Annotated in this window: 20 protein-coding genes and 1 tRNA gene; 16 read left to right on the forward strand and 5 right to left on the reverse strand. The window is 70.8% G+C overall.

The features are described 5' to 3' along the window. Positions 1-71 precede the first annotated feature (71 nt). The gene (locus VAB18032_RS03900) at positions 72-1319 is read right to left on the reverse strand and encodes a hypothetical protein (protein ID WP_013731480.1); all 1248 of its coding nucleotides are present in this window, start codon (positions 1317-1319) and stop codon (positions 72-74) included. Between the two features lie 102 nt (positions 1320-1421). Here VAB18032_RS03900 and VAB18032_RS03905 point away from each other — a divergent pair, with 102 nt between their 5' ends. The 6 genes from VAB18032_RS03905 to VAB18032_RS03930 all read left to right on the forward strand — a co-directional run bounded on the left by VAB18032_RS03905 (position 1422) and on the right by VAB18032_RS03930 (position 7705). Continuing rightward, positions 1422-2324 carry a TatD family hydrolase gene (locus VAB18032_RS03905; RefSeq protein WP_013731481.1) on the forward strand — a complete coding sequence of 301 codons (903 nt, stop codon included), beginning with the start codon at positions 1422-1424 and terminating at the stop codon, positions 2322-2324. Between the two features lie 79 nt (positions 2325-2403). Further along, complete coding sequence (rsmA, locus tag VAB18032_RS03910; protein ID WP_013731482.1) at positions 2404-3276, forward strand: 16S rRNA (adenine(1518)-N(6)/adenine(1519)-N(6))-dimethyltransferase RsmA; 873 nt, start codon at positions 2404-2406, stop codon at positions 3274-3276. Between the two features lie 96 nt (positions 3277-3372). After that, positions 3373-4323 carry a 4-(cytidine 5'-diphospho)-2-C-methyl-D-erythritol kinase gene (locus VAB18032_RS03915; RefSeq protein ID WP_043722938.1) on the forward strand — a complete coding sequence of 317 codons (951 nt, stop codon included), beginning with the start codon at positions 3373-3375 and terminating at the stop codon, positions 4321-4323. 284 nt (positions 4324-4607) lie between these two features. After that, complete coding sequence (locus tag VAB18032_RS03920; RefSeq protein WP_013731484.1) at positions 4608-6416, forward strand: ABC-F family ATP-binding cassette domain-containing protein; 1809 nt, start codon at positions 4608-4610, stop codon at positions 6414-6416. A 140-nt stretch (positions 6417-6556) separates the two neighbouring features. Beyond that, positions 6557-7012, forward strand: a complete 456-nt coding sequence (locus VAB18032_RS03925) for a DUF4383 domain-containing protein (protein ID WP_013731485.1) — start codon at positions 6557-6559, stop codon at positions 7010-7012. Between the two features lie 213 nt (positions 7013-7225). Beyond that, positions 7226-7705: a DUF4383 domain-containing protein gene (locus VAB18032_RS03930; RefSeq protein WP_013731486.1), complete on the forward strand. Its 480-nt coding sequence runs from the start codon at positions 7226-7228 to the stop codon at positions 7703-7705. Between the two features lie 63 nt (positions 7706-7768). Here the strand turns inward: VAB18032_RS03930 and VAB18032_RS03935 are convergent, their stop codons facing one another. After that, positions 7769-8452 carry a TetR/AcrR family transcriptional regulator gene (locus tag VAB18032_RS03935; protein WP_013731487.1) on the reverse strand — a complete coding sequence of 228 codons (684 nt, stop codon included), beginning with the start codon at positions 8450-8452 and terminating at the stop codon, positions 7769-7771. A 114-nt stretch (positions 8453-8566) separates the two neighbouring features. After that, positions 8567-9520, reverse strand: coding sequence for an acyl-CoA desaturase (locus VAB18032_RS03940; protein ID WP_013731488.1), 954 nt, complete (start codon positions 9518-9520; stop codon positions 8567-8569). A 128-nt stretch (positions 9521-9648) separates the two neighbouring features. On the opposite strand from VAB18032_RS03940, the gene VAB18032_RS03945 reads away from it, so the two are divergent. The 9 genes from VAB18032_RS03945 to cysN all read left to right on the forward strand — a co-directional run bounded on the left by VAB18032_RS03945 (position 9649) and on the right by cysN (position 18216). Then, positions 9649-10491, forward strand: coding sequence for a helix-turn-helix domain-containing protein (locus VAB18032_RS03945; RefSeq protein WP_013731489.1), 843 nt, complete (start codon positions 9649-9651; stop codon positions 10489-10491). Between the two features lie 37 nt (positions 10492-10528). Beyond that, positions 10529-10600, forward strand: a tRNA-Gln gene (locus VAB18032_RS03950). Between the two features lie 101 nt (positions 10601-10701). Continuing rightward, positions 10702-12228 (forward strand): bifunctional UDP-N-acetylglucosamine diphosphorylase/glucosamine-1-phosphate N-acetyltransferase GlmU, encoded by a 1527-nt coding sequence (gene glmU, locus VAB18032_RS03955; RefSeq protein ID WP_043719638.1) that lies wholly within the window; start codon positions 10702-10704, stop codon positions 12226-12228. Between the two features lie 63 nt (positions 12229-12291). Then, on the forward strand, positions 12292-13272 hold the full coding sequence (locus VAB18032_RS03960; RefSeq protein WP_013731491.1) for a ribose-phosphate diphosphokinase: 981 nt from the start codon (positions 12292-12294) through the stop codon (positions 13270-13272). A gap of 310 nt (positions 13273-13582) precedes the next feature. Continuing rightward, the gene (locus VAB18032_RS03965) at positions 13583-14290 is read left to right on the forward strand and encodes a 50S ribosomal protein L25/general stress protein Ctc (protein WP_013731492.1); all 708 of its coding nucleotides are present in this window, start codon (positions 13583-13585) and stop codon (positions 14288-14290) included. 110 nt (positions 14291-14400) lie between these two features. Next, a complete protein-coding gene (gene pth, locus VAB18032_RS03970; protein WP_013731493.1) occupies positions 14401-14991 on the forward strand; it encodes an aminoacyl-tRNA hydrolase in 591 nt (196 codons plus the stop codon). A 113-nt stretch (positions 14992-15104) separates the two neighbouring features. Next, entirely contained in the window at positions 15105-15908 is an 804-nt protein-coding gene (locus tag VAB18032_RS03975) for an inositol monophosphatase family protein (protein WP_013731494.1), read from the forward strand. Positions 15909-15982: 74 nt separating this feature from the next. Further along, positions 15983-16894, forward strand: coding sequence for a sulfate adenylyltransferase subunit CysD (cysD, locus tag VAB18032_RS03980; RefSeq protein ID WP_013731495.1), 912 nt, complete (start codon positions 15983-15985; stop codon positions 16892-16894). Beyond that, positions 16894-18216 (forward strand): sulfate adenylyltransferase subunit CysN, encoded by a 1323-nt coding sequence (cysN, locus tag VAB18032_RS03985; RefSeq protein WP_043719643.1) that lies wholly within the window; start codon positions 16894-16896, stop codon positions 18214-18216. Before cysD ends, cysN begins: the two co-directional genes overlap by 1 nt. 634 nt (positions 18217-18850) lie before the next feature. Here cysN and galK read toward each other — a convergent pair. Both galK and galE read right to left on the reverse strand, forming a co-directional pair. Then, a complete protein-coding gene (gene galK, locus VAB18032_RS03990; protein WP_013731497.1) occupies positions 18851-20020 on the reverse strand; it encodes a galactokinase in 1170 nt (389 codons plus the stop codon). After that, positions 20017-21036 (reverse strand): UDP-glucose 4-epimerase GalE, encoded by a 1020-nt coding sequence (galE, locus tag VAB18032_RS03995; protein WP_193386290.1) that lies wholly within the window; start codon positions 21034-21036, stop codon positions 20017-20019. Before galE ends, galK begins: the two co-directional genes overlap by 4 nt. A gap of 46 nt (positions 21037-21082) precedes the next feature. Here galE and VAB18032_RS04000 point away from each other — a divergent pair, with 46 nt between their 5' ends. Beyond that, positions 21083-22075, forward strand: a complete 993-nt coding sequence (locus tag VAB18032_RS04000; RefSeq protein ID WP_081476244.1) for a hemolysin family protein — start codon at positions 21083-21085, stop codon at positions 22073-22075. The last annotated feature ends 15 nt before the right edge of the window (positions 22076-22090 follow it).

Below are 22090 nucleotides of genomic sequence, written 5' to 3' on the forward strand. Positions count from 1 at the left end.
TGGTCGCCCGCGCATTCCCGTGCCACCGGCCGATATGCGTGCCTCGGCCGCACACGACGGTGTCCGGTGCGTCAGAGGACGTACGGATGATCGATCACCCGGTCGTCGGTGACCTCGCTGCCGGGCGCCCAGGTCTCGTAGACACCCCGTTCGTGGCACTGCGCGCCGGTCACGGCCACCGCGTCCGGATTCGGATGCCGCAGCCGCAACCGCAGCCAGTCCGCCTCCTCGCTGAGCACCAGACAGGGCACGCCGCGCCAGGTCGCCTGCCGCAGCCGGCGGGACACCCCGTCGACCGGGTAGCGGGCGGCCCGGGTCAGCGCCAACACCCGGAACCCGCCCGGCAGATCCGCCACCGCCTCGTACTCCCCGCCGGCGTACGTGCCGACCAGCCGCGTGGACCAGGGCGCCGCACCGGTCGGCACGTACTCCTGATCCGGCGACAGCCCCGGCACCGCGGCGAGCAGATGCCGCCACTGCGGACCCACCATCCGCAGCCAGCCGCGCTGCTCGGCCTGGTAGACGTAGAGCACCACCTCGATGCCCTCGGCCGGATAGGCCAACAGGGTCGCGTTGGCCGGCATCGGCAGGTCGGCGAAGTCCCGGGTGACGAACTCGGGAACGAGTTGACTGCTGCTCGGCGCGAAACCGGTACCGAGCACCGCCGGCCCCAACCGGTCCCGGGCGCCCAGCGCGGTCAACCCCCGGTACGCCACACCGGCCGGCACGTCGTAGTCACCCGGATCGGCCGCCCGCCACCGCAGCGCGTACGTCACCTCCGCCGCGTCCCCACCACCCCCGCCATCGGTACGCAACACCGAGGTGGCCGCCGGAGTACGCAGGTGCGCCACATCGTGCTCCCGGTAACAGAACCCGTGCGGCAACCAGCCCCGGACATGACCGGCGAGTTGCCGGGCGGAAAGGATCTTCACCATCCGGGTGCCCCGGCGGATGATCGCCGACGCGCGAACCGCCCGGACCAGGGGATCATCCGCCGCGTTCGGCTGCTGGCTGAGCCGGTGCACCTCCGACCAACCCCGCTCGCGGTGTAGCGGCACCAGCAACGGCGCCTCCGGCTCCTCCGCCGGCTCGGTCGGGCAGTGCACCGCACCGACCTCGGTGACGTGCACGAACCGCCGCCACGGCAGCGCCGAGTTCGGTCGGGGCGCCCACTGGAAACCCGGCACCTCGTGTGGGCTGAACAACTCGTACGCCGCACCGCGGGCGATCTCCTCGGCGGGATAGACGGCACCGCCGTACGCCACCCGCAGCCCGGTCTGCTCCGGCGCCGCGCCCTCGGCGCGAGGGGTGATGCTCACGGCCTCACCTCGCTTCCTGCGGTCACCCCCGCGACGGTAGGACCGCCCGGCGTAGTCGAGGTGAACACCGGGTGGCGGACGGGTGGAGCGACCCGATGTGTGATGCTGTCGCTGATGAGCCAGCCGACCGAGTCCCGCAGCCAGCGCGCCGCGCGCCGCGCCGGTGAGTTCCCGCCCGCCCCCGAACCGTTGCCCCGGCCGGTGCTCGACAGCCACACCCACCTGGACATCACCGTCAGCGAGGTCGGGGTGCCGGGTGCCGGTGACGCCACCGACCCGGTCACCGCGGCGATCGACGTGGCCACCGCCGTCGGCGTCGACCGGCTGGTCCAGGTCGGCGTCGACGTGGAATCCTCCCGCTGGGGCGCCGACGTGGCCGACCGGCATCCCGCCGTGCTGGCCACCGTGGCGCTGCACCCCAACGAGGCGCCCCGGCTGGCCGACCTCGACGCCGCGCTGCGGGAGATCGAGTCGCTGGCCGCCCGGGACCGGGTACGCGGCGTCGGCGAGACCGGCATGGACTTCTTCCGCACCGGCGACGACGGCCGCGCCGCCCAGGAGGAGAGCTTCCGGGCCCACATCGCCATCGCCAAGCGGTACGGCAAGACCCTGGTCATCCACGACCGCGACGCCCACGCCGACGTGCTGCGCATCCTCGACGACGAGGGCGCACCCGACACGGTGGTGATGCACTGCTTCTCCGGCGACGCACAGTTCGCCGCCGAGTGCGTCCGCCGCGGATACCTGCTCAGCTTCGCCGGGACGGTCACCTTCGCCAGCGCCGGATCGCTGCGCGAGGCCGCCGCGCTGACCCCGCTGGACCAGATCCTCGTCGAAACCGACGCGCCGTACCTCACCCCGATGCCGTACCGGGGGCGGCCGAACGCGTCGTACCTCATCCCGCTGACCGTGCGGGCCCTGGCCGACGCCACCGGCGCCGACCTCGACGACCTCTGCGCCGCGATCTCCACCACCGGCGAGCGGGCCTTCGGCCCCTGGTACTGATCCCGCACGTTAAGAAGGGGCCCTTGCTATACACGAGGCGTTAATAAGGGGCCCTTCCTTACCCGTAGGCTGTCGGGCTATGGCCGCAGACCTGCTCGGACCGGCGGAGATCCGGGACCTCGCCGCCCGGCTCGGTGTCGCCCCCACCAAGCGGCTCGGGCAGAACTTCGTGCACGACCCGAACACCGTGCGCCGGATCGTCACCACCGCCGGGCTCACCGGAGACGACGTCGCGCTGGAGGTGGGACCGGGGCTCGGCTCGCTGACCCTCGCCCTGCTGCCCGTCGCCGCCCACGTACACGCCGTGGAGATCGATCCGACGCTGGCCGCGGCGTTGCCCGACACCGCCGCCCGGCACGCCGGCCCGCACGCCGCGCGGCTCACCGTGCACCACGCCGACGCGCTGCGGATCACCGGTGCCGAACTGACCGACCCGGCACCCACCGCGCTGGTGGCGAACCTGCCCTACAACGTCGCCGTGCCGGTGGTGCTGCACCTGCTGGCCGTACTGCCCAGCCTCCGCCACGGCCTGGTCATGGTGCAGAAGGAGGTCGCCGACCGGCTCGTCGCCGGTCCCGGCTCCAAGGTGTACGGCATCCCGTCGGTCAAACTCGCCTGGTACGCCCACGCCCGCGCCGCCGGCAAGGTGCCACCTAACGTGTTCTGGCCGGTGCCCAACGTCGACTCCGGCCTGGTCGCCTTCACCCGCCGCGAACCACCCCGCGCCGACGTACCCCGGGAACAGGTCTTCGCCGTGGTGGACGCGGCATTCGCGCAGCGCCGCAAGACACTGCGGGCCGCCCTGGCCGGCTGGGCCGGCGGCGCCGACCGGGCCGCCGCGGCGCTCACCGCAGCCGGGGTCGACCCCGGCGCACGGGGGGAGTCACTCACCGTCGAGCAGTTCGCCGCGGTGGCCGCGTCGGCCCGAGGCGGTACGTCCGCAGCGCAGTAGGCTGACGCGGACGCGGGACCGGCCGCCTGACACCGCCGAGGAGCTGATCGTGGAGAAGTCGTTCGACATCGCGTCGTGCGGACGGGGTGGCATCCGGTGACCGAGGCCTGGCGACCGGGGGACGACGACGAACGGCGCGGGGCCACCGGACCGGTCCGGGTCCGGGTGCCCGCCAAGGTCAACCTGCATCTGGGGGTCGGACCGTTGCGGCGGGACGGCTACCACGAGCTGAACACCGTCTACCACGCGATCTCGATCTACGACGAGCTGACCGCGCGGCGGGGCGACACCCTCACCCTCACCATGGAGGGCGAAGGCACCGGGGAACTCGCCCTCGACGACTCGAACCTGGTCATCCGGGCCGCCCACGCGCTCGCCGGTTACGCCGGTGTGATGCCGCACGCCCGCCTGCACCTGCGCAAGCAGATCCCCCTCGCCGGCGGCCTCGCCGGGGGCAGCGCGGACGCGGCCGCCACGCTGGTGGCCTGCGACGCGCTCTGGGGCACCGGCCTGTCCCGCGACGAACTGGCCGACATCGCCGCCGACCTCGGCTCGGACGTGCCGTTCCTGATCCACGGCGGTACCGCCCTCGGCACCGGCCGGGGCGAGGCGATCAGCCCCGTCCTGGCCCGCCCCACCTCCTGGCACTGGGTGGTGGCCATCGCCGACGGCGGCCTGTCCACCCCCCAGGCGTACCGCGAACTCGACCGGCTTCGCGAGGCCGGCGCCGCGGGGCCGGCGCTCGGCAGCACCGACGCCCTGCTTGGCGCGTTGCGCCAGCGCGACCCTCGGGTGCTGGCCCGGACCCTCGGCAACGACCTGCAGGACGCCGCCCTGTCCCTGCGCCCCTCCCTGGCGGCCACGCTGAAGGCCGGGGAGGCGGCCGGCGCCCTGGCCGGCATCGTCTCCGGCTCCGGCCCCACCTGCGTCTTCCTCGCCGCCGACGCGGCCGACGCCGAGCGGGTCGCCGCCGAGTTGACCGCCGCCGAGGTGTGCCGCCACGTCCGCACCGCCCACGGCCCGGTCCACGGCGCCCGCATCACCTGACCACCACGCCCGCTGGCCGCCCAGACCGCCCCGACCACCGCGCCGCTGTCGGCAAGATCGCGCTCGATCCGGGATCGAGTGGCCTCATCGGGGCCGCTGAGCCACTTGATCCCAGATCGAGCGTGACCTTGGCTGTTGTTCCCTGGCTGCGCAGGCAGTGTTCCCTGGCTGCGCGGGCGACGGGGCGCTGCCGGCAGGCGGAGCACCGCTCCGCGTACCCTGAAAGCCAGGCGTCCCCAGGTGCCCGCCGGCACCGGGACGCCTTGATCATGAGAGGTGGGTTCGTGGCCAACATCGTCAACCTGGACCGGGTGTCCAAGGGCTACGGCGCCGCCGGGCCGCTGCTCACCGACGTCTCGCTCGGCCTGGACGACGCCGACCGGATCGGCGTGGTCGGGCTCAACGGCGCCGGCAAGTCGACGCTGCTGCGGCTGCTCACCCGCGCCGAGGAACCCGACGACGGCCGCGTCACCCACCGTCGTGACCTGCGGGTCGCCTGGCTGCCCCAGAACCTCACCCTCAGCCCCGACGCCACCGTCCGCGACGTCGTGCTCGGCACCGAATGGCTCGCCGAGAGCATGGGCGCCGAGCACGAATGGGCCGGCGACGCCGGCGTACGCGCCATCCTCGACGGGCTCGGCATGCCCTACCTGGGCCTCGACACCCCCGTCGGACCGATGTCCGGCGGCGAACGCCGCCGCGTCGCGCTGGCCGCCCTGCTGGTCCGCGAAGCCGACCTGCTCATCCTCGACGAGCCCACCAACCACCTCGACGTCGGCGGCGTCGACTGGCTGGCCCGCCACCTGCTCGGCCGCAAGGGCGCCCTCGTCGTGGTCACCCACGACCGCTGGTTCCTCGACGCGGTCTGCACCACCACCTGGGAGGTGGCCGACCAGACCGTCCGCGCCTACGAGGGCGGCTACGCGGCCTGGACCCTGGCCCGCGTCGAACGCGAACGGGTCGCCGCCGCCACCGAGGCCCGCCGACAGAACCTGCTCCGCAAGGAGATCGCCTGGCTGCGCCGAGGCGCACCGGCCCGCACCTCCAAGCCCAAGTTCCGCATCGACGCGGCCAACGCGCTCATCGCCGACGTGCCACCCCCGCGCGACACCACCTCCCTGCAACGGCTGGCCACCGCCCGGCTCGGCAAGCAGGTGTACGACCTGGAGCACGTCCGACTGCACGCCGGCCCCAAGACCATCCTCGAAGACGCCACCTGGCAGGTCGGCCCCGGCGACCGGGTCGCCATCCTCGGCGCCAACGGCGCAGGCAAGACCACGCTGCTGCGGATGCTCGCCGGCATCACCCACCCCGACGGCGGTCGGCTGATCACCGGCTCCACCGTGCGACCCGCGTTCCTCTCCCAGGAACTGCGCGAACTCCCCAGCGAACTGCGCGTCCTCGAAGCCGTCGAGGAGGTCGCCCGGCGGGTACGCCTCGGCGACCGGGAGATCTCCGCCGCCCAACTCGCCGAGGTCTTCGGCTTCGACGACCGGCGGCTCTGGACCCCCGTCGGGGACCTCTCCGGCGGTGAGCGCCGCCGGTTGCAGATGCTGCGCCTGCTCGCCGGCGAGCCGAACGTGCTGCTGCTCGACGAGCCCACCAACGACCTCGACACCGACACCCTCGCCGCGCTGGAGGACCTGCTCGACTCCTGGCCCGGCACCATCGTGGTGGCCAGCCACGACCGCTACCTCATCGAGCGGGTGGCCGACACGGCGTACGGGATGTTCGGCGACGGTCGGCTGGTGCACCTGCCCGGCGGCGTGGAGGAATACCTCAGCCGAGCCGCCAACCGGCCCGGCCTCAACGCCGCACCCGGCGAACCGGCCGCACCGACCACCACCGCCGCGACCACCAGCGGGATGAGCGCCGCCGAGGCCCGACAGGCCCGCAAGGAACTGACCCGGTTGGAGCGGCAGGTCAGCAAGCTGGAGCAGAAGGAAGCCACGCTGCTCGACCAACTCGCCGCCAATGCCACCGACTACAACAAGGTCGCCGAGCTGGACGCCCAGCTCAACCAGGTACGGGCAGAACGGGAACAGATCGAGGAGACCTGGCTCGCCCTGGCCGACGAGATCCCGGCCGGCTGAGTCGGTCACCGGTCCTCGGTGACGCGCCGACGACCGGCAGCGACGTCCCGACCTGCCGGGGACCCCGTGTGCGGCGTCACACCGTGGGGTACGGGACAATCCCCGGAAGACCCTGACCCAACGGCGTTGGAGACACAGAAATGGCCCACACCCCCGTCAACCACCCCGCGCGGCCGATCTACCGGGCGATCGGCGGGCTGATCGGTCTGTACCTGGTGCTCTTCGGTCTGCTCGGCTTCTTCGCCAGCACCGGCGACCCGTTCTTCGGTCAGGGCGACACCCAGGTGCTCGGGCAGGGGACCAACCTCGGCTTCTCGCTGGTGAGCATCGTGATCGGTGCCGTCGTGCTGGCCGGCACGGTCATCGGCCGCAACCTGGACGTGCTGATCAACCAGTGGAGCGCGTACCTGATCATGGTGGTGAGCCTGGGCGGGCTCGCCTTCCTGCGTACCGACGCCAACATCTTCAACCTCAGCGTGGCCACCGTCATCGTGCTCATGCTCCTCAGCCTCGCGCTGCTGATGTCCGGCATGTACAGCAAGGTCGGCACGGACGAGGAGCACGAGGCTTGGCAGAAGGCTCGGCTCGTGCTCTGAACTGGCTGCGGTGGGGTTTCGCCGGAGCCCGACCTGCTCCGGGCGGTCAGGCTTGATCCCTGCGCGGGTCGGGCTCCGGCGAAACCCTTCGTGGTTGCGCATAGTTCTGGCTGCGCGGCCGGAAGCGTGGGCGATCCTTGGGGGAATGGCTGACGCGGGTGGGGATGGTGGGGGACAATTGTCCGGATTGTTCCCGGTGGCGTGGAGGGGTCGATGCCGCACTTTCCCATCAACCATCCGGCGCGGCCGATCTACCGGGTGCTGTCCGGCCTGATCGGGCTCTACATCCTGGCATTCGGCGTCTGGGGCACCGTGTCGACCTGGGGTGACCCGCTGTTCTCCCGCGACGGGAGCTGGGCCCTCGGACTCCGCACCAACCTGGCCTTCTCGCTGGCCTCGGTGATCTTCGGAGCCGTGCTCATCGTCGGCGCGTCCCGGCGCGGCAACCTGGGCCACTACATGAACCTGACCGCCGGAGTCGTCTTCCTGGTCACCAGCATCCTGATGATGTCGTTCCTGCAGACCCGCGCCAACTTCCTGAACTTCTCGATGTCGACGGTGATCGTGTCGATGCTGTTCGGGCTGATCCTGCTCGGCACCGGCCTCTACGGCAAGGTGGGCGAGCCAGAGCACGCCGAGGCTGAGCGGGAGCGCCGCTACCACCCCGTCGCCGAGATCCACCGCCGCCGCTGACCCGGCCGAGCAACCGCCTCGCCACGACCAGCCGTCCTGCCACCATCGACCGGCGTGCGGTGATCAGCGGCCGGCGGTGATCAGCCCCGGCTTCGCCTCCAGGTGCGACAGGCCGTTCCAGGAGAGGTTCACCAGGTGCGCCGCCACCGTCTCCTTGCGCGGCTTGCGTACCTCCAACCACCAGCGGCCGGTCAACGCGACCATCCCCACCAGCGCCTGCGCGTACAACTCGGCAAGCTTCGGGTCGTACCCCCGGCTGGAGAACTCCGCGCCCAGGATGTGCTCCACCTGGTGCGCCACGTCGTTCATCACACTGCTGAAATTGCCTGTCGCGGAGAGCACCGGCGACTCGCGCACCAGCACCCGGAACCCGCTCGTCTCCTCCTCGATGTAGCCGAGCAGCGCCAACGCCGCCTGCTCCAGCAACTCGCGCGGATGACCGGCGGTCAACGCGGTGGTGATCCGGTCCAGCAGGGCCCGGACCTCCCGGTCCACCACCACCGCGTAGAGCCCTTCCTTGCCGCCGAAGTGCTCGTAGACCACCGGCTTGGAGACCTTGGCGCGCGATGCCACCTCCTCGATGGAGGTGGCATCGAAGCCCCGCTCGGCGAAGATCTGCCGACCGATCGAGATCAGCTGTTCGCGACGTTGAGCAGCCGACATGCGTACCCGTGAGGTCGGCTTGGCCGACGCGGTGCGCACGGTACGCCGCCGCTTGTCGCTTCCCTCGCTGGCAACCTCGGCCATCGCGTCACCTCGTTGGCGCTCGGTGACGCCCTGTTGGGGAATGCTGCCTGTCTTTTGCCCGGTCATCCCGAACATACTGCCAGGTAACTTGCCGGTGGACTGTCGGCTTTCTCGTTACGCCGGCTGGTCCGTCGGCTTGACCAGCTTCGCCGCGAGCCGTTCCGGCTTCGGCCAGCGCACGTCCCACGCCGCGCCGACCTTCTCGAACAGCCAGATCACCCGGGCCGAAATATCGATCTGACCCCGCAGAACCCCGTGCCGGGCACTCGTCGGGTCGGCGTGATGCAGGTTGTGCCAGCTCTCGCCGAACGACAGCAGCGCCAACGGCCAGAAGTTCGACGCCCGGTCACCGTGACGCATCATGAACGGCCGCTCGCCGTACACGTGGCACACCGAGTTGATCGACCAGGTGACGTGGTGCAGCAGCGAGATGCGGACCAGGCCGCCCCAGAACAACGCGGTCAACGCACCCTGCCACGACCAGGTCAGCAGCCCACCCATCAACGCCGGGCCGAGCACCGAGACGATCACCAGTACGGGGAAGAGCCCGCTCACCCGCCGGATGTCCCGATCGTTGAGCAGATCCGGGGCGAAACGCTCCCGGTTGGACAGTTCGCGGCCGAACAGCCAGCCGACGTGCGCGTGGAACAGCCCCTTGGTCAGGCCCCAGAGGGTGGGACCGAACCGCCACGGGGAGTGCGGGTCACCCTCCAGATCGGAGAATGCGTGGTGCCGACGATGATCCGCCACCCACTGGATGATGTCGCCCTGCACGGCGAGTGAACCGGAGACGGCCAGGCCCACCCGCAGCCCTCGCTTCGCCTTGAACGAGCCGTGGGTGAAGTAGCGGTGGTAGCCCACCGTGATGCCCAGACCGGAGACCACGTACCAGAACGCGGCGACGCCCACGTCGACCCAGCCGAGCCAGCCACCCCAGGCCACCGGCACGGCGGCGACAAGTGCGGCGAACGGGATCACCACGAAGGCCCACAACGCGACGAGGATTCCGCGCGACTGGGCGCCCTGAGTGAGTGGTTTCGGGCCGGGATCGAGTAGGGCGGTGGACATGGCACCTCACACAGCGGTAATGCGAATCTACGGCTACGTCACCGTAACTTACGGGTCCGGTAGATCGCATCAGACAGCGAAGTGAATCGATGACAAAGTTGTCGTACAGCGGTCCTAACCTGAGTCGCATGACCGACCCGCGCGGCGACGAGGTGCGCCGCCTGCGCACCGTGGAACAGCTCTCCGTCCGCGAGATCCGGGCCCGCACCGGCCTCGGCCGCAACCGGGTGTACGACTTGCTGCGCGGTGTGCCGCCGCCGGAGCGGACCCGGCGCCCCAACGCCAAGGACAGCCTGCGGGCCGAGGCGGTCGCACTGCGCTCGACCGGGCACTCCGTCCCGGAGATCGCGCAGCGGCTGGGCGTCAGCCGGTCGACGGCGTACCTCTGGGTGCGCCACCTGCCGCTGCAGCGAGACCCGGAGCAGGAACAGCAACGCCGCCGAGCCCACTCGAAGACCATGACCGAAGGGCGGTGGGCGACGCACCGCCGGGAGCGCGATGAAGCCCAGGCAGCGGTGCACGACCTGGCTGCCCGTGTTGTCGGCGATCTCGACGACCGGGACGTGTTGTTGCTCGGAGCGGTCAGCTACTGGTGCGAGGGCACCAAATCCAAGCCTTGGCGTCGCGACGACCATGTGCAGTTCGTCAACAGTGACCCAGGGCTCCTGTTGCTTTTCCTTCGATTCCTTGAGGTCTGCGGAGTTGACCGCGCCGCGCCGAGCTACCGGGTGAGCATCCACGAGACCGCCGACGCCGAGGCGGCCGCTGACTGGTGGGCGGAGGAGTTGGCGTTGCCACGTGACCGGTTTCAGCGTTCGACGCTGAAGAAACACAAGGTCAACACGGCCCGTCGAAACGTGGGCGATGCTTATCGGGGATGCCTTGTGATCAACGTGCCGGGCAGCCGCGAGCTCTACTGGCGGATTGAAGGTATGATCGCCGGGCTGTTCCAGTCCGTGCGGCACGTTTGAGCATTGGTTGACGTGGCGTTACGGGTTGACATGTCAATGGGGTGTGGGGTAACGGCAACCCGCAGGCCTTTGGAGCCTTGAGCTCCTGGTTCGAATCCAGGCACCCCAGCACGGGCGGAAGTGCTGCCGATCCTCGTGGCCATGCCAATCGCAACGGATTGTCTGGTTAGCATGGCCGCGAGACTGTCCGCGTCCGACGGGAGCCACGTCGTGCCCGAGCCCCACCTCCGTACCGTCGTCGTGCTCGCCGCCGGTGAGGGCAAACGGATGAAGTCCTCCCTGCCCAAGGTGTTGCACCCGCTGCTGGGTCGCACCCTGCTCGGGCACGTGCTGAGCGCTGCCGAGCCGCTGGCCGCGCAGCGGACGATGGTGGTGGTGGGGCACGGCGCGGACCAGGTCCGGGCGCATCTGGCCGAGGTCGCGCCGGAGGCCGTCGCGGTGCACCAGGCCGAGCAGCTCGGCACCGGCCACGCGGTGCGGATCGCGTTGGAGGCGGCGCCGGAGGCCACCGGCACGGTGGTCGTCCTCAACGGCGACGTGCCGCTGCTGCGTCCGGAGACGGTCGCCGCGCTGGTGGCGGCGCACGAGGGCGAACGGGCGGCGGCAACCGTGCTGGCCGCCGAGGTGCCCGATCCGACCGGGCTGGGCCGGGTCGTGCGTGACGCGGCGGGCCGGCTGGAGCAGATCGTCGAGCAACGCGACGCCACCGCGGACCAGTTGGCGATCCGGGAGATCAACGCCGGGATCTACGCGTTCGACGCGGCCCGCCTGCGGGACGTGCTGGGCAAGCTCTCCACCGACAACGACCAGGGCGAGGAGTACCTGACCGACGTGTTCGGGCTGCTGGGCTCGGCCGGGGAGCCGGTGGTGGTGCACCTGGCCGCCGACCACACCGAGACGCTCGGCTGCAACGACCGGGTGGAGCTGGCGGGGCTGCGGCGACTGCTGCGGGACCGGGTGAACGAGCGCTGGATGCGCGCCGGAGTGAGCCTGCTCGACCCGGCCACGACCTGGATCGATGTGACGGTGGCGCTGGACCGGGACGCGGTGGTGGACCAGAACACCCAGCTGCGCGGCGGTTCGGTGGTGGGTAGTGGCGCGGTGGTCGGCCCGGACGTGACGTTGATCGACACGGTGGTGCACGCCGGTGCGACGGTGCTGCGTAGCCACGCGATCGGTGCGGAGGTCGGCCCGGGGGCCAGCGTCGGGCCGTACGCCTATCTGCGGCCGGACGCCCGGTTGGCGGAGAAGTCGAAGGTCGGCACGTTCGTCGAGGTGAAGAACTCCGAGTTGGGTGCGGGTGCCAAGGTGCCGCACCTGTCGTACGTGGGTGACGCGACGATCGGGGCGCGGGCGAACATCGGCGCGGCGACGATCTTCGTGAACTACGACGGGGTCAACAAGAGCCGTACCGTGGTCGGCGAGGGTGCGTTCGTGGGCTGTGACACGAATCTGATCGCGCCGGTCGAGGTGGGTGCGGGGGCTTATGTGGCGGCGGGCAGCGCGATCAGCACGGATGTGCCGCCGGGTGCCCTCGGGGTGACCCGGGCGCCGCAGCGCAACATCGAGGGATGGGTGGCGCGTAAGCGGCCGGGGACGGTGTCGGCGGAGGCGGCTGAGCGGGCGTTGCAGGGTGGGTCGTCCCAGGTGCCGGCCGCAAGTGAAGGTGAGGCAATCCACGGCACTGCCGAGTCGGTGGGCGCGGCGACCGAGGCGGGAGATACTGCAACCGACTAGTCCCCGGCCAGCTACCACCTCCAGGCCGGGTACCACCGACCAAAAACGGGAGCAGACGGGCCCATGGGCAGCATCGTCGCCGAAAACCGCAAGAGCCTGATGCTCTTTTCCGGACGTGGCTTTCCGGAGCTGGCCAAGGAGATCGGTGAGGTGCTCGGCGTCGCGCCGACGCCGGCCGACGCGTACGAGTTCGCCAATGGCGAGATTTTCGTACGGTTCAAGGACTCGGTACGTGGTTCGGACGCCTTCGTGGTGCAGTCCGTCACGCACGGGGTGAACACGTGGGTCATGGAGACCCTGATCATGGTGGACGCGTTGAAGCGGGGTTCCGCCAAGCGCATCACCGTGGTTCTGCCGTTCTATCCGTACTCGCGGCAGGACAAGAAGCACCGTGGCCGGGAGCCGATCTCGGCGCGGCTGGTGGCCGATCTGTTGAAGACGGCGGGGGCCAACCGGATCCTCACCGTGGATCTGCACACCGCGCAGATCCAGGGCTTCTTCGACGGGCCGGTGGATCACCTCTTCGCGATGGACATTCTGGCCGAGTACGTGGAGCGCAGGTACGCGGGTCGGCCGATGACGGTGGTCGCCCCGGATTCGGGTCGGGTACGGGTGGCCGAGCGGTGGACCGACCGGTTGGGTGGCTGCCCGCTGGCGTTCATCCACAAGACCCGGGATCCGTTGAAGCCGAACCAGGTGGTGGCGAACCGGGTGGTCGGTGAGGTCGAGGGTCGGGTCTGCCTGATCGTCGACGACATGATCGACACCGGTGGCACGATCTGCAAGGCGGCGGACATCCTGAAGGAGTCCGGTGCGGCGGATGTGATCGTGGCGTCCACCCACGCGTTGCTCTCCGACCCGGCGACGGAGCGGTTGAAGAACAGCCCGATCAGCGAGGTGGTGGTGACCAACACGCTGCCGTTGCCGCCGGAGAAGCAGCTCGACAAGCTCACCGTGCTGTCCATCGCGCCGCTGCTGGCGCGGGCCATCCGCGAGGTGTTCGACGACGGTTCGGTGACCACCCTGTTCGGTGGTCTGAGCTGATCTGATCACAAGGATCCGGACGGGTCGGTCGACTCGTCCGGATTCGTCCCGGGCCGGTGCTGGCGGAAAAGGGCTGCGGGCCGGTCGGTGGCGGTGGTACGGGGACTGCCGGAACTTCGGGATTCCGCTCGGGTAGACTGGTGCGGTTGCCACGGCGAGGGTGCCCTGCGGGCCGCTGAAAAGCGCCGCACGGAGGCACCGTGATCGACGCGGTGCTCCGGGCAGTCTGCTGACGCATGAGCCCCTGCGAGCCCCCCGCCCAGCACCGCCAGACGACAAGCTGCCGCAGCGAAGCATCAGGAGTTTTCCCGTGTCCGAGGTAAAGATCAGCGCCGAGCCCCGTACCGAGTTCGGCAAGGGTGGTGCCCGTCGTACCCGCCGGGCCGGCAAGGTGCCCGCCGTGCTGTACGGGCACGGTGAGAAGCCCAAGCACATCGCGCTGCCGGCGCGTGAGTTCGCGGCGGCCATCCGCAAGGGCGGCGCGAACCAGCTGTTCGCGATCGAGGTGAGCGACGGCACCCAGGCGCTGGCGCTGCCGAAGGCGATTCAGCGTGACCCGATCAAGGACACCTTCGAGCACGTCGACCTGCTGTTGGTGCGTCGGGGCGAGAAGGTCACCGTCGAGGTGCCGGTCGAGCTGACCGGTGAGGCCGCGAAGGACACGCTGATCGTGCACGACCACGACACGGTGTCGGTGACCGCCGAGGCGACCAAGGTGCCGGATCACCTGGAGGCCTCGATCGAGGGTGCCGAGCCGGGCGTCCAGGTCACCGCCGCGGACGTCGACCTGCCGGCGGGTGTGGAGCTGGCCGGTGACCCGGAGCAGACGGTCGCCACGGTGACCGCCGCGCCGACCGCCGAGCAGCTTGAGGCGACGCTGCCCGAGGTCGAGGTGGCCGAGGCCGAGGTCGAGGCCGGGGTCGGCGAGGAGGGTGCCGAGTCGTCCGAGGGTGCCGAGGCCGGTGAGCCGGCGGCTGCGGGTGGCGAGGAGACCGCCGAGGCCAAGACCGAGGCCTGATCGGTTCGTAGGCTGTGCGACAGGCGTCCCCGGTTCTCCGGGGGCGCCTGTCGGCGTACCGGGCTCGCCTGCGGCTTCGCCACGGGCGACGATGACGGAGGGAACGGGCGGTGACGGACGAGACCGGGCCGTGGCTGGTGGTCGGGCTGGGCAATCCGGGTCGGGAGTACGCGGGCAACCGGCACAATGTCGGGTTCATGGTGGCCGATCTGCTGGCTGACCGGTTGGGTGTGAAGTTCGGCCGGTACAAGCGGGCGATGGCGGATGTGGCCGAGGCGCGGCTGGGTTTCGGCGGGCCGAAGCTGGTGCTGCTCAAGCCGTTGACGTACATGAACCTTTCGGGTGGCCCGGTGGCCAGCCTGGCGCAGTTCTTCAAGGTGCCGGCGGCTCAGGTGGTCGCGGTGCACGACGAGTTGGACATCGAGTACGGCCAGGTGCGGGTGAAGTTCGGCGGTGGTGAGGGCGGGCACAACGGGCTGCGCTCGATGTCCAAGTCGCTTGCCACAAAGGACTATGTGCGGGTGCGGTTCGGCATCGGTCGTCCGCCGGGGCGGCAGGATCCGGCGGATTACGTGCTGTCGGATTTCGGCGCGGCGGAGCGCAAGGAGTTGGACTTCCTGGTGGACCGGGCCGCCGATGTGGTGGAGTCGGTGATCATCCGGGGTGTGGAGCCGACGCAGAATCTGTACCACGGCACCTGAGGACGGCCGGCCGGGCGGCTGGTCGATAGGGTGCGGGTTTGCGGCCGAGCGGGGCGGCTGCTCGGCGTAGACGGATTGCGACGGGAGCGCGGGGCATGAGCAGCAGTCCTCCGATGGTCGACGGGGAGTTCGCCCGCTGGTTGGCGGCCCGGGCGGGTGAGGCGCTGGTGGGCCTGCGGGCCGAGTTGGGGTTCGACGATCCCGCCGCGTTGAAGGCGGCCGGGGACAAGGTCTCGCATGATCTGATCCGGGCCGAGTTGGCGAGGTGGCGTCCGGGTGACGCGGTTCTCTCCGAGGAGGACGAGGGTTCCCGTCAGGCGTCCGCGGCGCAGGGCGAGGCGGGGGTCGGGTCCCGGTTGACCGCCGACCGGGTGTGGATCATCGACCCGTTGGACGGTACGCGGGAATTCAGCGAGCAGGGGCGTACGGACTGGGCGGTGCACGTGGCGTTGTGGGCGCGGGACGCCTCGGCTTCCCACGGTCTGGTCGCGGGTGCTGTCGGGTTGCCGGCACAGCAGCGGGTGTTGGCGACCGACCAGCCGCCCGCGTACCCGTCGGTGTCGGTCGGTGGTGCGGGCCGGTTGCGCCTGGCGGCCAGTCGGAGCCGACCGCCGGCGTTCCTGACCGACCTGGCCGAGGAGGTCGGGGCGCAGTTGGTGCCGATGGGATCGGCCGGGGCGAAGATCGCCGCGGTGGTGACCGGTGAGGTGGACGCGTACATCCACGCGGGCGGGCAGTACGAGTGGGACTCGGCGGCGCCGGTGGCTGTGGCGACGGCCACCGGACTGCACGCTTCCCGGATCGACGGTTCTGCGCTGAAATACAACGAGGCGGACCCCCGTCTGCCTGATCTGTTGGTGTGCCGTGAGGATCTCGCCAGCCGGTTACTTGCAGCGCTGCGCCGGCATGGCGGGTAGCCTGGCCCTACTTTCTGACATCCCCGACCGGAAAGGTCTGGAAAGCGGATGAGCGAGCGAATCGAGTCGGTGTCATGACCGCGACCGCGGCCTACCAGGTCACCCACCTCGACGCCCTGGAGGCGGAGAGCATCTTCGTGATGCGTGAGGTGGTCGCCGAGATGGAGCGACCGGTGCTGCTCTTCTCCGGCGGCAAGGACTCGATCGTCATGCTCCGGCTGGCGCAGAAGGCGTTCGCGCCGGCGCAGATCCCGTTCCCGGTGATGCACGTGGACACCGGACACAACTTCCCCGAGGTGCTGGACTACCGCGACCGTCGGGTCGCCGAGTTGAGCCTGCAACTGGTGGTGGCCAGCGTGCCGGAGGCCCTGGCCAGCGGGCTGGTCCGGGAGTCGGCGGACGGGATGCGTAACCGGATCCAGACGCCGGTGCTGCTGGACGCGGTGGAGAAGCACCGCTTCGACGCGCTCTTCGGCGGGGCCCGCCGGGACGAGGAGAAGGCCCGCGCCAAGGAGCGGGTGTTCAGCTTCCGCGACGAGTTCGGCCAGTGGGACCCGAAGAACCAGCGACCGGAGCTGTGGTCGCTGTACAACGGGCGGCACCACCCGGGCGAGTCGATCCGGGTGTTCCCGCTGTCCAACTGGACCGAGCTGGACGTGTGGCACTACATCGCCCGGGAGCGGATCGAGCTTCCGTCGATCTACTACGCGCACGAGCGTGAGGTGGTCGAGCGCGACGGGATGCTCTACGCGGTCAACGAGTTCCTGCCGGCCCGTGCCGGCGAGGACCGGTTCAAGGCCCGGGTGCGGTACCGGACGGTGGGCGACGCCTCCTGCACGGCGGCGGTCCGCTCGGACGCGGACACCGTCGAGAAGGTCATCGAGGAGGTCGCCGCGACCCGGATCACCGAGCGCGGGGCCACCCGGGGCGATGACCGGGTCAGTGAGGCCGCGATGGAGGACCGCAAGCGAGAGGGCTACTTCTGATGACCACCGAGACGCTCGCGCCGGGCGACGCGGCGGACCCGACCCGCGCCGCGGCGGAGGCCCGCCCGATGGATCTGCTGCGGTTCGCCACGGCCGGCAGTGTGGACGACGGCAAGTCGACCCTGATCGGTCGGCTGCTGTACGACACCAAGTCGCTGTTCACCGACCAGTTGGCCGCGGTGGAGGCGGTCAGCGCGGCCCGGGGCGACGAGTACACAAACCTGGCCTTGCTCACCGACGGCCTGCGGGCAGAGCGGGAGCAGGGCATCACCATCGACGTGGCGTACCGCTACTTCGCCACGCCACGGCGCAAGTTCATCATCGCCGACACCCCCGGGCACATTCAGTACACCCGGAACATGGTCACCGGCGCCTCGACCGCCGACCTGGCGTTGATCCTGGTGGACGCCCGTAAGGGCCTGGTGGAGCAGTCCCGCCGGCACGCCTTCCTCTGCTCTCTGCTGCGGGTGCCGCACCTGGTGCTCTGCGTCAACAAGATGGATCTGGTCGACTACTCGCAGGAGGTCTTCGACCGGATCGCCGACGAGTTCACCGCGTTCGCGGCGAAGCTGGACGTGCCGGACCTGACCGTGGTGCCGATCTCCGCGCTCAAGGGTGACAACATCGTCACCCGCTCGGAGAGCATGCCCTGGTACGAAGGCCCGGCGCTGCTGCACCACCTGGAGCGGGTGCACATCGCCAGCGACCGGAACCTGGTCGACGTCCGTTTCCCGGTGCAGTACGTCATCCGCCCGCAGTCGACCACGGTCACCGACTACCGGGGTTACGCCGGCCAGGTGGCCTCCGGGGTGCTCAAGCCGGGCGACGAGGTGATGGTGCTGCCGTCCGGCTTCACCAGCCGCATCTCCTCGGTGGAGACCGCCGACGGCCCGGTCACGGAGGCGTTCCCGCCGATGTCGGTGACGGTACGGCTGGAAGACGAGATCGACATCTCCCGGGGCGACATGATCTGCCGCCCGAACAACGCGCCCGCCGTCGCGCAGGACATCGAGGCGATGGTCTGCTGGATGGACGAGACCCGTCCGTTGCAGGTCGGCGGCAAGTACGCGATCAAGCACACCACCCGCGCGGCCCGGGCGATCGTCCGTGGCCTGCACTACCGCCTGGACATCAACTCGCTGCACCGGGACGAGTCGGCGAGCGAACTGCGGCTCAACGAGATCGGCCGGGTCCGCCTGCGGACCACCGTCCCGCTGCTCGCCGACGAGTACCGCCGCAACCGCACCACCGGCGGCTTCGTCATCATCGACGAGAGCACCAACCGTACGGTCGGCGCAGGCATGATCGTCGAAGCGGGCTGAGCTGCGTCGGCCGGCCCCTCCGGCCGGCCCCGTTGTCCCGCTTCTTGCCCGACCTCGCTCGTCAACTCGACGCGCCGTGACGGCCCGCGCCGCACCCGTGCCGCGCGGGCCGCATCCGCTTCCGGGCCAAAGCACCTGCTTCCGGACACACTGGCCTGCTTCCGGTCCGCGCCGTACCCAGGGGAGCGGATGTCTTCCTGGACCCCTTTGCTCTGCTTCAACCCACGCAACAGGTATCGCCGGTTTCCGTTGCGTGGGTTGAAGCAGAGCAAAGCGGAGTTGGCGAAGGTGCGTGGGCGCACGTTCGAGCGTCCAGAGTGCGGTTGCCCTGGCGTTCCGGAGGCGCACCACGTCGACCGCGACCACGTCTTGCCGCCATCACACCAAGATCGTGCTTGATCTGGGATCGAGTGGCTATCCGTGTGCTCGGAAGCCACTCGATCCCAGATCGAGGCGACATGTCGCCCGGAGGCGCGGCGCGCGGGGCAGAGCGCTGAGCGTGGGCAGCGTGCAAGGCGCGGGGCGGGGGCGTGGGCAGCACGCTGAGCGTGGGCAGCGTGCAAGGCGCGGGGCGGGGGCGTGGGCAGCGCGCTGAGCGGAGGCAGTGTGGGGGAGAGCGCGGGCGGGGAGCGGGTCAGTCGAGGCGGGTGGCGCCGGCGGCGGGGGTGACGGTGGTGTGGGTGGGGGCGGTGAAACCCCGTCGGGCGTACGCGTCGGTGACGGCGTTCGCGACCGTGTCGGAGTGGTTGGCCTCGACCAGGGCGAGTACGCAGCCACCGAAGCCGCCACCGGTCATCCGGGCACCGAGTGCCCCGGCGGCGAGAGCGGCCTCGACGGCGGTGTCGATCTCGGGAACGGTGATGGCGAAGTCGTCGCGCATGGAGGTGTGTGAGGCGACGAGCAGCGGGCCGATCTGCTGGATCTGGCGGGCGCGCAGCAGGTCGACGGTGTCGTACACCCGCTGGTTCTCGGTGACGACGTGTCGGACCCGGCGGCGGGTCTCGTCGTCGGGGAGCCGGGCCAGCGCGTCGTCGAGGTTGTCGGTCGGGACGTCGCGCAGCGCGGGTACGTCGAGCAGGGCGGCGGCCTTCTCGCAGCTGTTGCGGCGGGCCGCGTACTCGCCGTCGACGTGGCGGTGCGGGGCGTTGCTGTCGATCACGAGGATGGCGAGGCCGGCGGCGGCCAGGTCGAACGGGATGTGTTCCACCTGCTCGGTGCGGCAGTCGAGGAAGAGGGCGTGCCCGGCGCGGCAGCGGATCGCCGCCGACTGGTCCATGATTCCGGTGGGTGCGCCGACGTAGCGGTTCTCGGCGCGCTGGGCCAGCCGGGGCTGGGCCTCGGCGGGCAGGTCGAGGCCACCGAGGTCGGCCAGGGCGGCGAGCACGGCGGCCTCCAGCGCGGCGGAGGAGGACAGGCCGGCGCCGAGCGGCACGTCGGAGGCGATCGCCAGCCGGGCACCGGGCACCGGGTAACCGGCCTCGCGCAGCGCCCAGACGATGCCCGCCACGTAGCCGGCCCAACCGGTGACCCGACCGGCGGCGGTCACCTCGGCGGCACCGAAGTCGACCGTCTCGCCGGTGAGCTCGGACCAGACCGTCCAGGTCTCGCCGGGCTGTGGCGCGGCGGCGGCGACGGTACGCAGGGGGAGAGCGAAGGGCAGCACGAAGCCGTCGTTGTAGTCGGTGTGCTCGCCGATCAGGTTGACCCGGCCGGGAGCCGCCCAGCGGCCGGCGGGCGGCTCGGCGTACACCTGGTGGAAGCCGGCGGCGGCGCGGTCGGCGACGGTGCGGGCGGCGCCGGTCACGGCTGGGCCAGTCGGTGCGTGCGGTAGAAGAACCAGGCGTCGCTGATCATGTCGTGCAAGGTCGGCTTCTGCGGTTCCCAGCCCAGTTCGGCGCGGGCCAGCGCGGCGGAGGCGACCAACTCGGCCGGGTCACCTTCGCGGCGGGGCGCCATCTCGACCGGAAGCGGGTGGCCGGTGATCTCGCGGACCACCTCGACCACCTGCCGGTTGGTGAAGCCGTTGCCGTTGCCGAGGTTGTAGATGCGGTGCTGCCCGGGCACGGCCGCGTCGAGGGCGAGCAGGTGGGCCCGGGCCAGGTCGGCGACGTGGATGTAGTCGCGTACGCAGGTGCCGTCGATCGTGGGGTAGTCGTCGCCGAACAGTTGCAGCTTGTCCCGCCGGTCGGCGGCCACCTCCAGCGCGATCGGGATGAGGTGGGTCTCCGGGTCGTGGCGTTCGCCGAGGGCGGTGTCACCGTCGAGGTACGCCCCGGCGACGTTGAAGTAGCGCAGCGAGACGGCGGCCAGGCCGTGCCCGATCGCCTCGGAGGTGAGCGCCATGTCGACGGCGAGTTTGGTCGCCCCGTACGTGTTGGTGGGGGCCTTGATGGCCGTCTCGACGATGGGCAGCTCGACCGGGTTGCCGTAGACGGCGGCGGTGGAGGAGAAGACCAGCCGGGGTACGCCGGCGGCGCGGACCGCATCGAGCAGGGCCAGCGAACCGACTGTGTTGTTGTGCCAGTACCGCTCCGGGGCGACCATCGACTCACCGGCGGCGATCAGCGCGGCGAAGTGCAACACGCCGTCGAAGCCGGCCTCTGGGGTGAGCACCCGCGCCGCGTCGTGGATGCCCGCCTCGACGAATGTGGCGTCGGGGGCGAGGGCTTCCCGGTGACCGGTCCGTAGATCGTCCAGGACGACGACCTGGTGACCCGCGTCGAGCAACATCCGGGTCACCACGCTGCCGATGAAGCCGGCGCCGCCGGTGACGAGCAGTTTCACCTGGGTCCTCCTGCCTGGCCCGTTCGGTGTGGCCATGTGGTGAGGACAGCCTACGGCGGCTGTGCTGACTACCATCACTGTCATGCGGGCAGCGCGTCGGCGCGGATCCCGGCGGCGGTGGCCATCCCAGCCCCGCCGCGAGCCTGGGCGGCTCGCCCGGGCGGTGGCCCGGGTGGTGGTCCGGGCCGTCGACGGTGGGTTGCGGCTGGTCACGGCGTTGCTGGGCACGGGCCCGGCCGCCGGTCGGGAGCGGATCAGCGAGGCGGAGCTACGCGATCTGGTCGCCGCGAACACGGTGCTCGATCCGGTGGGCCGGCGCATCATCGACGAGGTGCTGGTGGCCGGGGCGAGTCTGGTGCGTGAGGTGATGATGCCCCGCACCGAGGTGGTGTTCCTGTCGGCGGCGTTGACCCTCGCCGAGGCCGAGCCGCTGGTCCGGGCCGGCATGCACACCCGCTATCCGGTGGTCGACGGCACCCACGACGACGTGGTCGGCTTCGTGCACCTGCGCGACGTGCTGTGGCATCCGGACCGCGATCCGGACACCACGGTCGGTGCGCTGGTCCGGGAGGTCAAGCGGCTGCCGGCCAGCAAGCGGGTGCTCGCCGCGTTGACCGAGATGCGGCGGGAGGGACACCACCTGGCCGTGGTGATCGACGAGTACGGCGGAACGGCGGGCATCGTGACCTGCGAGGATCTGATCGAGGAACTGGTCGGTGAGATCCACGACGAGTACGCCGAGGTGCCGGAACCGGAGCTGGCCGGGCTGCCGGCCGTGGTGGAGGGGCGACTGAATCTCGCCGATTTCGCCGAACGCACCGCTGTGGTGCTGCCCGTCGGGCCGTACGAGACGGTGGGTGGGTTCGTGATGGCCGCGCTCGGGCGGCTGCCCAGGCCGGGTGACGAGGTTCCGGTGCCCGATCCGTCCGGGAGCGGCGGGGGTTGGCTGCTGCGGGTGCTGACGCTCGACGGGCGTCGGGTGGCCCGGCTCGCGGTCACCGCCGGCCGCCTGCCCGAACAACGGCGGACGGTGGGTCGATCCGCCAGCCGGACCGGACCGGCCAGCCCGTCATGACGTACGCGGGGTGAT

Source organism: Micromonospora maris AB-18-032 (assembly GCF_000204155.1).
Lineage (GTDB): Bacteria > Actinomycetota > Actinomycetes > Mycobacteriales > Micromonosporaceae > Micromonospora > Micromonospora gifhornensis.

Excerpts from the sequence above, each read along its gene's own strand:
- rsmA (WP_013731482.1), top strand. The coding sequence starts at position 2,404 with ATGGCCGCAGACCTGCTCGGACCGGCGGAGATCCGGGACCTCGCCGCC.
- VAB18032_RS03975 (WP_013731494.1), top strand. The coding sequence starts at position 15,105 with ATGGTCGACGGGGAGTTCGCCCGCTGGTTGGCGGCCCGGGCGGGTGAG.
- galE (WP_193386290.1), bottom strand. The coding sequence starts at position 21,036 with ATGGCCACACCGAACGGGCCAGGCAGGAGGACCCAGGTGAAACTGCTC.
- VAB18032_RS03905 (WP_013731481.1), top strand. The coding sequence starts at position 1,422 with ATGCTGTCGCTGATGAGCCAGCCGACCGAGTCCCGCAGCCAGCGCGCC.
- VAB18032_RS03930 (WP_013731486.1), top strand. The coding sequence starts at position 7,226 with ATGCCGCACTTTCCCATCAACCATCCGGCGCGGCCGATCTACCGGGTG.
- VAB18032_RS03945 (WP_013731489.1), top strand. The coding sequence starts at position 9,649 with ATGACCGACCCGCGCGGCGACGAGGTGCGCCGCCTGCGCACCGTGGAA.
- VAB18032_RS03960 (WP_013731491.1), top strand. The coding sequence starts at position 12,292 with ATGGGCAGCATCGTCGCCGAAAACCGCAAGAGCCTGATGCTCTTTTCC.
- VAB18032_RS03940 (WP_013731488.1), bottom strand. The coding sequence starts at position 9,520 with ATGTCCACCGCCCTACTCGATCCCGGCCCGAAACCACTCACTCAGGGC.
- cysN (WP_043719643.1), top strand. The coding sequence starts at position 16,894 with ATGACCACCGAGACGCTCGCGCCGGGCGACGCGGCGGACCCGACCCGC.
- VAB18032_RS03925 (WP_013731485.1), top strand. The coding sequence starts at position 6,557 with ATGGCCCACACCCCCGTCAACCACCCCGCGCGGCCGATCTACCGGGCG.
- cysD (WP_013731495.1), top strand. The coding sequence starts at position 15,983 with ATGACCGCGACCGCGGCCTACCAGGTCACCCACCTCGACGCCCTGGAG.
- VAB18032_RS03935 (WP_013731487.1), bottom strand. The coding sequence starts at position 8,452 with ATGGCCGAGGTTGCCAGCGAGGGAAGCGACAAGCGGCGGCGTACCGTG.
- VAB18032_RS04000 (WP_081476244.1), top strand. The coding sequence starts at position 21,083 with ATGCGGGCAGCGCGTCGGCGCGGATCCCGGCGGCGGTGGCCATCCCAG.